The sequence below is a fragment of the Nitratireductor sp. ZSWI3 genome (assembly GCF_024655565.1).
GTDB lineage: Bacteria > Pseudomonadota > Alphaproteobacteria > Rhizobiales > Rhizobiaceae > Nitratireductor.
Genome location: NZ_JANKOF010000049.1, coordinates 19,825 through 34,254, shown reverse-complemented (window position 1 = coordinate 34,254; position 14,430 = coordinate 19,825). Strand labels below are relative to the sequence as shown.

The window sequence follows — 14,430 nt, the reverse complement described above, 5'->3', positions numbered from 1 at the left end:
AGCAAAGCCCGAGCCATTGCCGGATTTGTGCTCGACGACGCGACGGCCGAGGTCGTTCGTGACGCCGATATAGATCGTGCCGCGCTTCTGGCTCGCCGTCATGTACACGTAGCCGGTCATGCCGGGAGCTTAATCCCGCCGGCGACAGGCGCAAATACACGACTTCGCGCCTGCTCAGAACTTCTCCAGGTCCTGATGGCGGGCGATGATCTCTCGCACGGTCTGCGAGGAGGACCGCATGACGATGGTGTGGGTGGAGATCTGCTCGCGGCCGAACTTGACGCCCGAGAGCAGATTGCCGTCCGTGACGCCGGTGGCGGCAAACAGCACGTCGCCCTTTGCCATCTCGTCCATGCGATAGACCTTGCCGGGATCGGAAATGCCCATCTTGGCGGCCCGCGCGATCTTTTCCTCGGTGTTGAGCTGCAGACGGCCCTGCATCTGGCCGCCGATGCAGCGCAGCGCCGCGGCGGCGAGCACGCCTTCCGGGGCGCCGCCGATGCCGAGATAGATGTCGATGCCCGTTTCGTCCGGATCGGTCGTGTGGATCACGCCGGCCACGTCGCCGTCGCCGATCAGCCGGATGGCGGCACCGGTGCCGCGCACTTCCTCGATCAGGCGGGCATGGCGCGGACGGTCGAGAATGCAGGCCGTGATCTCGTTGACCGGAACGCCCTTCGCCTTGGCGAGCGCCTCGATATTCTCCACCGCCGGCGCGTCGAGATCGACGATGCCTTCCGGATAACCGGGCCCGACGGCGATCTTCTCCATGTAGACGTCCGGCGCGTAAAGCAGGCTGCCGCGCTCGGCGATGGCGATGACCGCCAACGAGTTGGGCAGGTTCTTGGCGCAGATGGTCGTGCCTTCGAGCGGATCGAGCGCGATATCGACCTCCGGCCCTTCGCCGACACCGACCTCCTCGCCGATATAGAGCATCGGCGCCTCGTCGCGCTCGCCCTCGCCGATCACCACCGTGCCGCGAATGGGCAGACGGTTCAGCTCCGAGCGCATGGCATCCACGGCGACCTGATCGGCGGCCTTCTCGTCGCCCCGGCCCCGCAGCCTGGCGGCAGCCACCGCGGCGCGCTCCGTCACACGAACGAGCTCCAGCGTGAGAATGCGATCGAGACCGGCCTGGGGGACTTTCAACATGAATAAATTCCTGATCTTTCGCCCGCTCCCCATGAGCGGCCGGCTTCTTGTGGCAAAGAGCGCGCGGCACGGCAAGGCCCTCGCCGCACCGTCAAGAACATGAATCGATTGAATATATGTGACAAAGAGAGCGAATAGGGAGTAGCGAATAGGGAATAGGGGTAATCGGCCGTTTTTACCCTACTCGCTATTCCCCATTCGCTTCCTTCATGCCGCCCGCTCGATGCGGATGACCTGCGGCTTGTCGACCAGGTGCCCGTCCTGCATGACGCCGTCGACGGCCTTGCGCACGGCGGCCTCGGTGGTTTCGTGGGTGACGAGGATGACGTTCTTCTGGTCCTCCGGCAGCCCGCCATCGGCATGCTGGACGATGGATTCCAGCGAAATGTCGTTGTTGGCCATGCGCTTGGCGATGGCCGCGAAGACGCCGGCCCGGTCGTGCACCGTCATGCGGATGAAATAGCCGCCGGCATGGGCCCGCATGCGCGCCCTCTTGTAGGGAACCAGCTTCTTGGCCGGCCGGCCGAACACCGGCCCGTGCTGGAAGCCCGGGCGGCTCTTGGCGATGTCGGCGATGTCGCCGATCACGGCTGAAGCCGTCGCATTGCCTCCGGCACCAGGCCCCGACAGCAGGAGCTCGCCCAGAATGTCCGTCTCGATCGCCACCGCGTTGGTCACCCCGTGCACCTGCGCGATGACCGACTGGGTGGGCACCATGGTCGGGTGCACGCGCTGCTCGATGCCGCTCTCGGTGCGCTGGGCAACGCCGAGCAGCTTGATGCGGTAGCCGAGCTCGCTCGCGGCGCGGATGTCGGCCTGGGTGATGTTGGAGATGCCTTCCAGGTAGATGTCGTCGGCCGAGATGCGGCAGCCAAAGGCAAGGCTCGTCAGGATCGACAGCTTGTGTGCCGTGTCATGCCCCTCGATGTCGAAGGTCGGGTCGGCTTCGGCATAGCCGAGCCGCTGGGCCTCCCTCAGGCAATCCTCGAAGGACAGGCCCTCCGCCTCCATGCGGGTGAGGATGTAGTTGGCCGTGCCGTTCATGATGCCGAAGACCCGGCTGACCGTGTTGCCGGCGAGCGATTCGCGCATCGTCTTGATAACCGGGATGCCGCCGGCGACGGCGGCCTCGTAATTGAGGAGCACGCCCTTCTCCTCGGCGATCGCCGCCAGTTCGACGCCGTGTTTCGACAAAAGCGCCTTGTTGGCCGTCACCACGTGGCGCCCCGCCTGCAGCGCCGCCTTCACCGCGTCGAAGGCCGCACCGCTGTCGCCGCCGATCAGCTCGACGAAAACGTCGATTCCCGCCGTGCGCGCCAGATCGACCGGATCGTCGAACCAGTGCGCATTGCCGATGTCAATGCCGCGGTCGCGGTTGCGGTCGCGTGCCGAGACGGCCGTCAGGGCGATCGCGCGTCCGCATTGCCGGGTCAGTTCCGCTTCCTTCTCCGTCATGCAGCGCACGACGGACGCTCCAACGGTTCCAAGACCCGCAATTCCAATACGCAACGCTTCGGCCATGTCGCGCCGTGCTCCTTCTCGTATGCTTTTTTGGGTTGAACCGCTCAGCGCCGAGCGCCGAGCGGGATGACGTTGTCGGTGTTTTGCGGCGCCGATGCGAGGAAGCGCTTGATGTTGCGCGCCGCCTGGCGGATGCGGTGTTCGTTCTCGACCAGCGCGATGCGCACGTGATCGTCGCCGAACTCGCCGAAACCGATGCCCGGCGCAACGGCGACATCCGCCTTTTCCACCAGGAGCTTGGAGAATTCGAGCGAGCCGAGCGACCGGTAGGCCTCCGGGATCGGCGCCCAGGCGAACATCGTGGCCGGCGGCGGCGGCACCTGCCAGCCGGCACGGGCGAAGGATTCGACGAGCACGTCGCGGCGGCGGTGATAGACCGACCGGACCTCCTCGATCTCGGCACCGTCTGAATTGAGCGCCGCCGCGGCCGCCACCTGGATCGGCGTGAAGGCACCGTAGTCGAGATAGGATTTGACCCGCGACAGGGCGGCGATCAGCCTTTCGTTGCCGACCGCGAACCCCATGCGCCAGCCCGGCATGGAGAAGGTCTTCGACATGGAGGTGAACTCGACCGTGACATCCATGGCTCCCGGCACCTCGAGCACCGAGGGCGGCGGATTGCCATCGAAATAGATCTCCGAATAGGCAAGGTCCGACAGGATGATCAGATCGTTCTTGCGCGCAAAGGCCACGACGTCCTTGTAGAAGTCGAGCGTCGCGGTGAAGGCGGTCGGGTTTGCCGGATAGTTGAGGATCAGCGCCAGCGGCTTCGGCGTCGAATAGCGCACCGAGCGCTCGAGGGCCGGAATGAAATCGTCGTTCGGCTCGGCCTGGATGGCGCGGATGACGCCGCCCGACATGATGAAGCCGAAGGCGTGGATCGGATAGGTCGGATTGGGGCACAGCACCACATCGCCCGGCGCGGTGATGGCCTGCGCCATGTTGGCAAAGCCCTCCTTCGAGCCGAGGGTGGCGACGACCTGCGTCTCCGGATCGAGCTTCACGCCGAATCGACGCGCATAATAGGCGGCCTGGGCGCGGCGCAGGCCGGGAATGCCGCGCGAGGAGGAATAGCGGTGCGTGCGCGGATCGCGCACCACGTCGCACAATTTGTCGACGATGGCCTGCGGCGTCGGCAGGTCGGGATTGCCCATGCCGAGATCGATGATGTCGGCGCCCCGCGACCGGGCGCTCGCCTTCAGGCGATTGACCTGCTCGAAGACATAGGGCGGAAGCCGGCGGATTTTATGGAATTCTTCCATAGGGGTTCCTCAACACGCATGCGCACCGCGCGCCCGGCTCTCATATACCCAAACCCCCGACCGGTCGAGAGCGATGAGGGACGCACGGCTACTCGCCCTTCTCGAGCTCCTCGAGCCGCTGCTGGGCATGCGTCCTGGCCAGGCGCCTCAGCCGCTCGGCCTCGTTTTCCGCATTGGCCGCCGAGGGGCCGGCATTGACCCGGCTGCGCGTCGCCGCCAGGTCGCGGGTGAGCGCCGCCTTCTCCGCATCGCTGATCGGCGTGGCGGCGCTGGCCGGCGGCACGTTGAGGTTGGGATATTCGCCGGTGACGATCGGCCCGGGCGCCGCCGCCTGGGCGGCGGTGGGCGCGGCATCCTCCAGGCTGGGCGAGACGCAGCCGGTCAGCGCGACGGCTGCCAGCCCCCATACTGCCCCCCAGGCCGCCGCGACGTGAAAAATCCTGTCTTGAGGTTTGAATTTCATATTCTCTTCCGATTCAAGCCGCTACCATGCATCATGGTGGTCGGGGGGAGCCTCCCGGCAGACTATGTTAACAGCGCGTCGGTTGAAAGACGCGTGTAGGGTCAGAATCTATGAATATGACCCTAGAATGCGGGCGTAAATCATGGCTCAGGAAAAGCAACTGAACGGAAAAGAGGGACACGCCGGCGCCTCGATCGACCAGTACCTGGCGAAGGATCCCGAACGCCTTGCCCGCAACCTCGCCCGCGCTCTCGAAGAGCTCGGCAAGGCAGCCGCCGCCTGGACACAGGCGCGCGAACAAGGAGAGGCGAGCGACGTCACCGCGGCGCCGCTGGCCGACATGGTGCGCACCTTCTCGCGCGTCAGCGAATACTGGCTGGGCGACCCCACCCGGGCGCTAGAGGCGCAGACGCGGCTCTTCGCCGAATTCATGGGCATATGGGCGAACGCCATCCGCCGCATGAGCGAGGACACGGCGGTCGACTACGCCGCCCCGCCGAGCTCGGACCGGCGCTTCCAGGATCCCGAATGGGGACGCAACGCCTTCTTCAGCTTCTTGAAGCAGGCCTATGTCGTCACCTCGCGCTGGGCGCTCGACCTGGTCGAGGGCGCCGACAGCCTGGACGAGGCGACACGGCAAAAGGCGCGCTTCTATGTGGAGCAGGTGAGCCAGGCTCTGTCGCCGTCGAACTTTCTACTGACCAATCCGGAGCTGTTCCGGGAAACCATGGCCAGCGACGGCGAGAACCTGGTGCGCGGCATGCGCATGCTCGCCGAGGACATCGCCGCCGGCAAGGGCGATGTGAAGCTGCGCCAGTCGGATGCCTCGAAGTTCCGGATCGGCGAGAACATCGCCACAACGCCCGGCAAGGTGATCGCCCGCAGCCGGCTGGTGGAGGTGCTGCAATACGAGCCGGCAACGCAGGAGGTGCTCAAGCGGCCGCTGCTCGTCGTGCCGCCCTGGATCAACAAGTTCTACATCCTCGACCTCAACCCGAAGCGGTCGTTCGTTCGCTGGGCGGTCGAACAGGGCCACACGGTCTTCGTCGTCTCCTGGGTGAACCCCGACGAACGCCACGGCACGCTCGACTGGGCCGACTACATCGACGAAGGCATAAGGTTCGCCCTCGACGCGGTCGAGAAGGCGACCGGCGAGAAGGAGGTCAACGCCATGGGCTACTGCGTCGGCGGCACCCTCCTGGCGGCCGCCCTCGCCCTGTTCGCCGCCGAGGGCGATACCCGCATCGCCTCGGCCACCCTGCTCACCACGCAGGTCGACTTCACCCATGCGGGCGATCTCAAGGTGTTCGTCGACGAGGAGCAGGTCGCGGCCCTCGACAAGGCGATGCGCGGCAAGGGCTATCTCGACGCCAACCGCATGGCGACCGCCTTCAACATGCTGCGCGCCGGCGATCTGATCTGGCCCTATGTCGTCAACAACTACCTGCGCGGCCAGGCGCCCCTGCCCTTCGACCTGCTCTACTGGAACTCCGATTCGACCCGGCTCGGGGCGGCCAACCACTCCTACTATCTGCGCAACTGCTATCTGGAGAACAACCTGTCGCACGGGCGCGCCGTGCTGGGCGACAGGACGATCCACCTCGAGGACGTGAAGATCCCGATCTTCAACCTGGCGACCCGGGAGGATCACATCGCTCCCGCCAAGTCGGTGTTCCTCGGCAGCCGCTTCTTCGGCGGACCGGTGGAGTTCGTGCTGGCCGGCTCCGGGCACATCGCCGGTGTCATCAACCCGCCGGCGATGCACAAATACCAGTACTGGACCGGCACCCGGCCCGAGGGGCTGCTGGAAAACTGGCTCGCCGGCGCCAAGGAGGGCGAAGGCTCCTGGTGGCCCTATTGGCATGCATGGATCGAGAAGCAGGACGGCCGCCGCGTCAAGGCGCGCAAACCGGGCGGAAGGAGGAAGACCTTGGGCGAGGCGCCGGGCGAATATGTGCGCATGCGCTCCTGAAGGCACGGGGGCCGGCGCCGGCGGTTTTCTTGACAAACCGAAGTCATGAAGAATAACAAGTATCAAACATGTTCTTGCCTCATTCCCTACCTACCGGCATAGTCTGGTATCCCGTGGGAATAGATCGTTTTATCGATTCGCAGATGTGCGGGAACTTTGGAGTTTTCAGAGTCCGGTATTCGCAGCTTATTCGAAAACATCTGACTGAGGGGGTTTACTGTTGGTTTTCCGGCATCGTGGCGCAGGTCGCCCGAGGGAAGGACGGTCTTATGGTCGTGGCGGCATAGCCGCGGCGTTCCTGTCGCTCCTCCTCGCCTCCTGCTCCACCGCGACCGATCCGGTCGCGCAGCTCGGCCTTGCGCCGACCGACATGGATGCGGCGAGCCTGCAGATGACGGAGGACGGCGGCACGCTCGCGGCAGCCTCCGGCGAAGCGACCGTCCCCGCCCCGACGACGCGTCCTGAACAGGCAGCAGCCGGGGACCCCGAAAACGATGAAGCCGCCAGCACCGCGGCCGCCGAGACGCAGCCCCCGGAACCTGCCTCTTCGAACGAAGAGGCAACGACGACGGCAAGTGCCGAGGAAAAGCCGGCCGCCGAGCAGCCGACCGAGGCAGCCACGGCGGCGACGGATGCCGCTCCTGACGCGACGGAGACCGCCGAAGACGCCAGCGCGAAGAAGCGGGACTTCCTGTCCGCCTTCTTCTCCGCCCGCCAGCCGAACGCTGCCGCCGCGGCCGAGAAGATCACCAAGCCGGCCGCCACCGAAGAGAAGCCCAAGGTGGTGCTTGCCGCCGCCACGGCGGATGCCAAGCCCGTTCGGGCCGCCCTTGCCACCGGCGACGCGTTGCCCGGTGTGCGCCAGGGCGAGAGCCTGTTCGAATTCTCGCGCAAGTCCGGCACCGGCGATGCCGACGTGGACCTCTACGAGGATGAGCCCGAAGGCTATCAGGTGGCTTCCGCCGCCGGGCTTGCGCGGCTCGCGCCCAACGGTCTGCTGAAGCAGCGCGAGAGCGTCGACACGGCATGCCTCAAGCCGGCGCTCGTCAGCGTGCTGAAAAAGATCGAGCGTCACTACGGCAAGCAGATCATCGTCACCTCCGGCTATCGCAGCCCGAGCTACAATCAGCGGGTGCGCGGCGCCCGCAACTCCCTGCACATGTATTGCGCGGCCGCCGACATCCAGATTCCCGGCATCAGCAAATGGGAACTGGCGCGATACGCACGGTCGATGGCCGGGCGCGGTGGCGTGGGCACTTATTGCCACACCAATTCCGTCCACGTCGACGTCGGTCCCGAGCGCGACTGGAACTGGCGCTGCCGCCGCCGCAAATAATTGCCAAAAAACGTATCAAACCATCACAAGATGGGTTGCCGGTCGCCGCGAAGCTCACTATAAGGCGGCTCGTCTTGAGCGCGCCCATCGTCTAGCGGTCTAGGACGCCGCCCTTTCACGGCGGAAACAGGGGTTCGATTCCCCTTGGGCGTACCAAGAAGATCAAGCACTTTCGCAGAGATCGGCAAAATCGCCGAATAAACATCGGCGAATGTCGGTGAATTTTGCAGAATGGGTGCGTCAATACCGCGCCGACACAATGACCATGCTTCGGACCATGCCCGGCGACTTGGATATCGATCGTCATGGCGCGAGTTGAAGCTCGTCGCCATGACCGAGGCGACCGCTATTCGCTGGTATCCGTCTGATTTGTACCACCGGACGGTCTGGTCGAGCCGGTCTCAATCTCCACATCGGGCGCCTCAGGCGCTTGAACGTTGACATCCGGTGCGGGTGTCTCGACGTTCACGTCGGGACTATCCATTGTGACACTTGCCGGACCAGAGTCAGAGCCGAACCATTCTCCGCCAAAGACGAACAGCACAATCGCGACGACCGCAACCACGGCAACTATCGCAGCGATCATCCCTCCGCCGCCTCCGCCGCCACCAGTGACTATCGTTTCACGTTCACGTTCAGGCATGGCAGATACTCCTTTCGAAGTTCTTCTGCCTGAATAACGTGAAAGCAAAAATTGAGTTCCGCTCCATCCGCGTTTGACCCTGCGAGACAAGCTGCGTAAGCCATTCCCCTACGAGACGGCCCCGCCCTCGCCGGATGCAGAAAATGGTGGGGCTCGCACCTTGGAGACAGCGCGCGCCGCAGGCCCCGGCAAGACATGGCGCTGAACTGAAGGCGGGACAGGATGGCGCGTGCCGGAAATGCATTCGAAGCGATCCTCGGTTTTGCCGCGGGGCATGCGCGCCTGTTCCTCATCGCCGGCCTGGCGGTGGGTGTCGCCATGCCCGGCGCCGCACAGGCGGCCAAGCCCTTTATCGCCGAGATGATCGCCGCCCTGCTGTTCCTCTCCGCCCTGCGCGTCGGGCCGAAACAGCTCATCGGCGCGGTGCGCGATTTCAGGCACGCGCTGACCGCCTGCATCGCATTCCAGCTCGTCCTGCCGCTCCTGCTCACGCTCGCTTTCCTTCTCGCCGGCTGGAACGGCCCGCTGGCGACCGCGCTGGTGCTGATGGCGGCGGCGGCGCCGATCTCCGGCAGTCCGCACCTGGCGATCATGACGGGCAACGACCCCGCGCCGGTCCTGCGCGTCATGACGATGGGAACCGCGCTCCTGCCGCTGACGGTGATTCCCGTCTTCTGGCTGACGCCGGCGCTCGGCGAACCGGCGGTCATCCTGTCGGCCGCCGCGCGGCTGCTGACGGTCATCGCCGTCGCCGTGCTCGCCGCCTTCGCCCTTCGCCGGTTCGTCCTCAAATCCCCCGGCCCCGCGACCATACGGTCGCTGGACGGCATTTCCGCCATCGTGATGGGCGTGGTGGTGATCGGCCTGATGTCGGCCGTGGGCGAAACCCTGTGGACCGATCCCGGGCGGGTGGCGCTCAACCTCGGCGTCGCCTTTGCGGCCAACTTCGCCCTGCAGCTGGCTGTGACCACCGTGCTCGAAGGTCGCGGCGACCGCGCCGTCGCAGCGCCGCTCGGCATCGCTGCCGGCAACCGCAACATCGGCCTGTTCCTGACCGCCCTGCCGGCCGCCGTCACTGACCCGCTGCTGCTCTTCATCGGCTGCTACCAAATTCCCATATATCTGACGCCACTCATCCTCGGCCGGTTCTATCGCAAACGGGCGCCGGCCGCCGTCCCGCACCGCTCCGCCAGTTGATTCGCCGCCTCAGGAATGCAGCCGCAACCGACTGAAAAGACTCACGCAACACGAGAGCCCGCATGCAGTTTTCCGAACCGCTGATCGAAGCCCGACTGATCCGCCGTTACAAGCGCTTCCTGGCCGACGTCGTGCTGGCGGACGGCAGCCACATCACCGTGTCCGTGCCCAACACCGGCTCGATGCTCGGCCTGACGCAGACCGGCTCGCGGGTCTATCTGTCGCGCTCCGACGACCCCAAGCGCAAATATGCCCACCGGCTGGAGATCGTCGAAGCGGACGACACGCTGGTCGGCATCAACACCGGTCTGCCCAACCGCCTCGCCGAGGAGGCGATCGGCGCCGGCCTCGTCGCGGACCTGGCCGATTACGCGACCATCAGGCGCGAGCAGCGCTACGGCGAACGCTCGCGCATCGACATGCTGCTGGAGCATCCCGGGCGGCCTTCGGCCTATGTGGAGGTGAAGAACGTCCACTTCATGCGCCAGGCCGGGCTGGCGGAATTCCCGGACACGGTAACGGCGCGCGGCACCCGGCATCTGGAGGAACTGGCAAGGATGTGCGCTGCCGGCCACCGGGCGATCATGATCTACCTCGTCCAGCGAAGCGACTGCGACCGCTTCCGCCTGTGCGATGATCTGGACCCCACTTATGAGGCAGCCTTTCGCCGCGCCCGCGACGCGGGGGTTGAAGCCTGCGCCGTCAAATGCCACATCAGCCCGACGGCGATCGTGCCGCACAGCGCGATAGACATTGTCGCCTGAAACCAGCAAGATCACGCATCGCTCCACAACGACACGCTAGACGACTGAAACGATGGTCACCTATCTCGACGCCGACACCGCCCCGCTGCGCAACACCGGACAGATTCGCCTCTACGACGAAGCCGCCTTCGAAGGGATGCGCAAGGCCTGCAACCTTACGGCACGCTGCCTCGACGAACTGGCCGCGATGGTCGCGCCGGGCGTGACGACCGCGGCGCTCGACCGTTTCGTCTTCGAGTTCGGCATGGACCACGGCGCAATCCCGGCGACGCTGAACTATCGCGGTTACACCAAGTCCTCCTGCACCTCGATCAACCACGTCGTCTGCCACGGCATTCCCGACCAGAAGCCGTTGCGCGAAGGCGATATCGTCAACATCGACGTGACCTACATCCTCGACGGCTGGCACGGCGATTCGAGCCGCATGTATCCCGTCGGGACCATCAAGCGGGCCGCCGAGCGGCTTCTCGAAGTGACCCACGAATGCCTGATGCTCGGCATCGCCGCGGTCAAGCCGGGCGCTCGCACCGGGGCGATCGGTGCGGCGATCCAGAGCTATGCTGAGGGAGAGCGCTGCTCCGTCGTGCGCGATTTCTGCGGCCATGGCGTCGGACGCCTGTTCCACGACGCGCCCAACATCCTGCATTACGGCAGTTCCAACGAGGGCGTGGAAATGCGCCCCGGCATGATCTTCACCATCGAGCCGATGATCAATCTGGGAAAGCCGCATGTGAAGGTCCTGTCGGACGGCTGGACCGCCGTCACGCGTGACCGCTCGCTCTCGGCACAATATGAGCACACGGTGGGCGTGACGGAGAGCGGCTGCGAAATCTTCACCCTCTCGCCGACAGGGCTCGACCGGCCGGGCTTGCCCGCATAATATTTTCCCTGCGGCATCGCGCCGCCGGTCGGATGGCCGGGGCCGTTGCGGGGTATGCAATTGCTCATCGCGCCTGCAAGAATCCCTTGCAGTCTTTGCGCGATGCAGCGGGGGGAACGGCTGCAAGGCCGTCCAGGGCGGGCGGACGACATGGACAAGAACGACGAGGACAGGGACGAGCGCGGCTTTTTCGGTGAGGCGCCATCGGTTCCGGAGCGGGAAAGCAGGGAAAAACCGCATTATCACGGCCACAGGGATCGCCTGCGGCAGCGTTTCGCGGAGGCCGGCGCTGCAGCGCTCTCCGATTACGAGCTCCTGGAACTCTTCCTGTTCCGCGCTATACCCCGCGCCGACACGAAGGAGCCCGCCAAGACGCTCATCAAGCGCTTCGGTTCGCTCGCCGAGGTTCTGGGCGCGCCGGAACACCTGTTGAGCGAAGTGAAGGGGATCGGCGACGCGGCCGCGCGCGACCTCAAGCTTGTGGCTGCCCTCGCCCAGCGCATGCTCAAGAGCGGGCTGCATGGGCGCCAGATCCTGTCCTCGTGGTCGCAGGTGATCGACTACTGCCACGCCGCGATGGCCTTCGAGACACGCGAGCAGTTCCGCATTCTCTTTCTCGACAAGAAGAACCAGCTCATCGCCGACGAGGTGCAGCAGACCGGAACGGTGGACCACACTCCGGTCTATCCACGCGAGATCGTGCGACGGGCCCTGGAGCTCTCGGCGAGCGCCGTCATCCTGGTGCACAACCACCCCTCGGGCGACCCAACGCCTTCGCGGGCCGACATCGAGATGACCAAGACCATCGTCGAGACCGCGACGCCGCTCGGCATCACGGTCCATGATCACATCATCGTCGGCAAGAGCGGCCATGTGAGCTTCAAGGGCCTGCAGCTCTTCTGAGCCTTGTCGGGATTCCCGGCAACGAGACACATGGCGCTATGGAAATGAAAAAGGCCGCCAGATGGGCGGCCTTTTGACTCCTGTCATGAGGAAGCAGCGGCTTACGCGCCCTCTTCCTTCTTCTTGGCGGCGGCCTTCTTCGGCGCCGCCTTCTTCTTGGCTGCGGCCTTCTCGGCCTTTGCCGGCTTCTCCGCTGCCTCGTCCTCGTCGTCGGCCATCAGTTCGTCGCGCGACACCTTCTGGTCGTCGACCGAGATCTCCCCGAGCAGATGGTCGATGACCTTCTCCTCGAACAGCGGTGCACGGATGTTGGCCATGGCCTGCGGGTTCTGGCGGTAGAACTCGTAGATCTCCTGCTGCTGGTGGGGCGGGTAGCGGCGGATCGATTCGATCAGCCCGCGCTGCATCTCCTCGTCGCTCACCTGCACGCCGGCCTTCTCGCCGATCTCGGAGAGCACGAGGCCGAGACGGACACGGCGCTCGGCGAGACGCTGATACTCTTCGCGCGCCTCCTCCTCGGTCGTCTCCTCATCCTCGAAGCTGCGGCCGGCGCTCTCGAGGTCGCGGGTGACCTGGCCCCAGATGTTGTTGAACTCCGCCTCGACCAGACGCGAGGGCGCCTCGAACTTATAGGCTTCGTCGAGTGCGTCGAGGATCTGGCGCTTCGCCTTCTGGCGGGTCACCTGGCCGAACTGGTTCTCAAGCTGGCCGCGCACGATCTCGCGCAGCTTCTCGGCCGATTCGAGGCCGAGCATCTTGGCGGTCTCGTCGTTGATCTCCAGCTCGTTGGGCTTGGAGACTTCCTTGACCTTGATGTCGAACGCGGCTTCCTTGCCGGCCAGATGCTCGGCGGCATACTCCTCGGGGAACGTGACCTTGATGGTCGTCTCGTCGCCGGCCTTCAGACCGACGAGTTGCTCCTCGAAGCCGGCGATGAACTGGTTGAGGCCTATCACCACTTCGGAATCCTCGGCGGCGCCGCCGGCGAAGGCTTCGCCGTCGATCTTGCCGAGATAGTCGATCTTGACCTTGTCGCCCTCTGCCGCCTTGCCCTTCTTCACCTCGTAGGTGCGGGCGGAGTCGGCAACGCGCTTGACCTGCTCCTCGACCTCGTCGTCCGGCACGTCGTAGACCTGGCGCGTGATCTTGATGTCGGAGAAGGCCTTCAGCTCGATCGGCGGAATGACCTCGTAGGACATGGAGAATTCGAAGTCGGCGTCGCCGGCCAGAACCTTCTCGGCTTCCTTCTCGTCCTCGGTCATCGAGATTTCCGGCTGCATGGCCGGCTTCTCGCCGCGCTCCGAAAGAAGCTTCTGCGTGTCGGAAAGGATCTCATTGACCACTTCGGCCATGAACGACTTGCCGTAGACCCGGCGCAGATGCTGGACCGGCACCTTGCCCGGCCGGAAGCCCTTGAGGTTCACCTTGCCCTTGGCATCGTCGAGACGCTGCGCGAGGCGCGCCTCCATGTCCTTCGCCGGGACGGTGACCTTCAGTTCGCGCTTGAGCCCTGAATTAAGAGTCTCGGTTACCTGCATCCATCAAACCTTTGTATTCGCTTGCATCGCCGCTTTCACGGCGCCCAACGCTCACCTGTCGGGGAATTCGTGCCGGGAATTGGCCCTTCTGGTGCGGGTGGAGGGACTTGAACCCCCACGGCTTGCGCCACAGGAACCTAAATCCTGCGTGTCTACCAATTCCACCACACCCGCCTCGAGAAACCGGAGAAATGCCTCAAGCTTCCGAAAGCGCGGGGTTCTATATCACCTGCACCCACTCTATCAAAGAGAAATTGGCAAATTTCAGGGCTTTTTTGCTGCCTGCGGGCGGGAGTGGCCGGCACGGCCGGCGCACGGCATTCCCGCTCCCCGCCGAGGGGCTGTGCTCCGCCCGCAAGCCGGCTTGATCGGCTCGCCATGCTGCAGCCGCAAAAAGGTCATGTTGCATTGCACAAAACGCAATGCTGGCATGCAACATTGGCACTTCAAAGCACCCCGCGATGAGACTATCTCCTCGTCGCAAGACGAATTCACGATTTAACGAAGCGAGCACTGACATGAACATCATCCGCAACTACCGCAACTGGCGCCGTTACCGTCAGACGGTCACCGAGCTGAGCCGCCTGTCCAACCGCGAGCTGAACGATCTCGGCATCTCGCGCGGCGACATCCCCTTCGTGGCGCGCAAGTCGCTCTAAGGTTTCAGGAATTCCGCGAGGATTACCTCCTCCCAATTCTCGCGGATACGGTCGGCATCCTCCTCCTCCCAATTGCCGACCAACTCAAATGACACCCGCCGAACCTCCTCCCTCGGCGGGTGTCGTTTCCCCGGTGAAGC

The 14,430-nt window shown here is 64.8% G+C and carries 14 protein-coding genes and 2 tRNA genes; 8 read left to right on the top strand and 8 right to left on the bottom strand.

Going from position 1 to position 14,430, the window contains the following annotated elements:
* The 5 genes from NUU27_RS15310 to NUU27_RS15290 all read right to left on the bottom strand — a co-directional run.
* The coding region (locus tag NUU27_RS15310; RefSeq protein WP_374567055.1) for a GIY-YIG nuclease family protein at positions 1-102 on the bottom strand (102 nt) is incomplete at its 3' end.
* A 72-nt stretch (positions 103-174) separates the two neighbouring features.
* Positions 175-1,152, bottom strand: coding sequence for a class II fructose-bisphosphatase (gene glpX, locus NUU27_RS15305; protein WP_257762991.1), 978 nt, complete (start codon positions 1,150-1,152; stop codon positions 175-177).
* A gap of 207 nt (positions 1,153-1,359) precedes the next feature.
* Positions 1,360-2,673: a homoserine dehydrogenase gene (locus tag NUU27_RS15300; protein WP_257762990.1), complete on the bottom strand. Its 1,314-nt coding sequence runs from the start codon at positions 2,671-2,673 to the stop codon at positions 1,360-1,362.
* A 44-nt stretch (positions 2,674-2,717) separates the two neighbouring features.
* Positions 2,718-3,935, bottom strand: a complete 1,218-nt coding sequence (locus tag NUU27_RS15295) for an LL-diaminopimelate aminotransferase (protein WP_257762989.1) — start codon at positions 3,933-3,935, stop codon at positions 2,718-2,720.
* An 88-nt stretch (positions 3,936-4,023) separates the two neighbouring features.
* A complete protein-coding gene (locus NUU27_RS15290) occupies positions 4,024-4,398 on the bottom strand; it encodes a hypothetical protein (RefSeq protein WP_257762988.1) in 375 nt (124 codons plus the stop codon).
* A gap of 142 nt (positions 4,399-4,540) precedes the next feature.
* Here NUU27_RS15290 and NUU27_RS15285 point away from each other — a divergent pair, with 142 nt between their 5' ends.
* The 3 genes from NUU27_RS15285 to NUU27_RS15275 all read left to right on the top strand — a co-directional run bounded on the left by NUU27_RS15285 (position 4,541) and on the right by NUU27_RS15275 (position 7,862).
* Positions 4,541-6,370 (top strand): alpha/beta hydrolase, encoded by a 1,830-nt coding sequence (locus NUU27_RS15285; RefSeq protein ID WP_257762987.1) that lies wholly within the window; start codon positions 4,541-4,543, stop codon positions 6,368-6,370.
* Positions 6,371-6,590: 220 nt separating this feature from the next.
* On the top strand, positions 6,591-7,706 hold the full coding sequence (locus tag NUU27_RS15280) for a D-Ala-D-Ala carboxypeptidase family metallohydrolase (RefSeq protein WP_257762986.1): 1,116 nt from the start codon (positions 6,591-6,593) through the stop codon (positions 7,704-7,706).
* Positions 7,707-7,786: 80 nt separating this feature from the next.
* A tRNA-Glu gene (locus tag NUU27_RS15275) sits at positions 7,787-7,862 on the top strand.
* Between the two features lie 190 nt (positions 7,863-8,052).
* Here the strand turns inward: NUU27_RS15275 and NUU27_RS15270 are convergent.
* Positions 8,053-8,349: a hypothetical protein gene (locus tag NUU27_RS15270; protein ID WP_257762985.1), complete on the bottom strand. Its 297-nt coding sequence runs from the start codon at positions 8,347-8,349 to the stop codon at positions 8,053-8,055.
* Between the two features lie 222 nt (positions 8,350-8,571).
* Here NUU27_RS15270 and NUU27_RS15265 point away from each other — a divergent pair, with 222 nt between their 5' ends.
* The 4 genes from NUU27_RS15265 (at position 8,572) to radC (ending at position 12,093) form a co-directional block, all read left to right on the top strand.
* Positions 8,572-9,546 (top strand): hypothetical protein, encoded by a 975-nt coding sequence (locus NUU27_RS15265; RefSeq protein WP_257762984.1) that lies wholly within the window; start codon positions 8,572-8,574, stop codon positions 9,544-9,546.
* 62 nt (positions 9,547-9,608) lie between these two features.
* Positions 9,609-10,310, top strand: coding sequence for a DNA/RNA nuclease SfsA (gene sfsA / locus NUU27_RS15260; RefSeq protein WP_257762983.1), 702 nt, complete (start codon positions 9,609-9,611; stop codon positions 10,308-10,310).
* Between the two features lie 52 nt (positions 10,311-10,362).
* Positions 10,363-11,190, top strand: a complete 828-nt coding sequence (gene map, locus NUU27_RS15255) for a type I methionyl aminopeptidase (protein WP_257762982.1) — start codon at positions 10,363-10,365, stop codon at positions 11,188-11,190.
* Positions 11,191-11,340: 150 nt separating this feature from the next.
* Positions 11,341-12,093: a DNA repair protein RadC gene (radC, locus tag NUU27_RS15250; RefSeq protein ID WP_257762981.1), complete on the top strand. Its 753-nt coding sequence runs from the start codon at positions 11,341-11,343 to the stop codon at positions 12,091-12,093.
* Positions 12,094-12,194: 101 nt separating this feature from the next.
* Here radC and tig read toward each other — a convergent pair whose 3' ends face one another.
* Positions 12,195-13,631, bottom strand: coding sequence for a trigger factor (gene tig / locus NUU27_RS15245; protein WP_257762980.1), 1,437 nt, complete (start codon positions 13,629-13,631; stop codon positions 12,195-12,197).
* An 89-nt stretch (positions 13,632-13,720) separates the two neighbouring features.
* Positions 13,721-13,805, bottom strand: a tRNA-Leu gene (locus NUU27_RS15240).
* 344 nt (positions 13,806-14,149) lie between these two features.
* On the opposite strand from NUU27_RS15240, the gene NUU27_RS15235 reads away from it, so the two are divergent.
* Positions 14,150-14,290, top strand: a complete 141-nt coding sequence (locus tag NUU27_RS15235; RefSeq protein WP_007008226.1) for a DUF1127 domain-containing protein — start codon at positions 14,150-14,152, stop codon at positions 14,288-14,290.
* Positions 14,291-14,430 lie beyond the last annotated feature (140 nt).

Excerpts from the sequence above, each read along its gene's own strand:
- glpX (WP_257762991.1), bottom strand. The coding sequence starts at position 1,152 with ATGTTGAAAGTCCCCCAGGCCGGTCTCGATCGCATTCTCACGCTGGAG.
- NUU27_RS15300 (WP_257762990.1), bottom strand. The coding sequence starts at position 2,673 with ATGGCCGAAGCGTTGCGTATTGGAATTGCGGGTCTTGGAACCGTTGGA.
- NUU27_RS15295 (WP_257762989.1), bottom strand. The coding sequence starts at position 3,935 with ATGGAAGAATTCCATAAAATCCGCCGGCTTCCGCCCTATGTCTTCGAG.
- NUU27_RS15290 (WP_257762988.1), bottom strand. The coding sequence starts at position 4,398 with ATGAAATTCAAACCTCAAGACAGGATTTTTCACGTCGCGGCGGCCTGG.
- NUU27_RS15285 (WP_257762987.1), top strand. The coding sequence starts at position 4,541 with ATGGCTCAGGAAAAGCAACTGAACGGAAAAGAGGGACACGCCGGCGCC.
- NUU27_RS15270 (WP_257762985.1), bottom strand. The coding sequence starts at position 8,349 with ATGCCTGAACGTGAACGTGAAACGATAGTCACTGGTGGCGGCGGAGGC.
- NUU27_RS15265 (WP_257762984.1), top strand. The coding sequence starts at position 8,572 with ATGGCGCGTGCCGGAAATGCATTCGAAGCGATCCTCGGTTTTGCCGCG.
- sfsA (WP_257762983.1), top strand. The coding sequence starts at position 9,609 with ATGCAGTTTTCCGAACCGCTGATCGAAGCCCGACTGATCCGCCGTTAC.
- map (WP_257762982.1), top strand. The coding sequence starts at position 10,363 with ATGGTCACCTATCTCGACGCCGACACCGCCCCGCTGCGCAACACCGGA.
- radC (WP_257762981.1), top strand. The coding sequence starts at position 11,341 with ATGGACAAGAACGACGAGGACAGGGACGAGCGCGGCTTTTTCGGTGAG.
- tig (WP_257762980.1), bottom strand. The coding sequence starts at position 13,631 with ATGCAGGTAACCGAGACTCTTAATTCAGGGCTCAAGCGCGAACTGAAG.
- NUU27_RS15235 (WP_007008226.1), top strand. The coding sequence starts at position 14,150 with ATGAACATCATCCGCAACTACCGCAACTGGCGCCGTTACCGTCAGACG.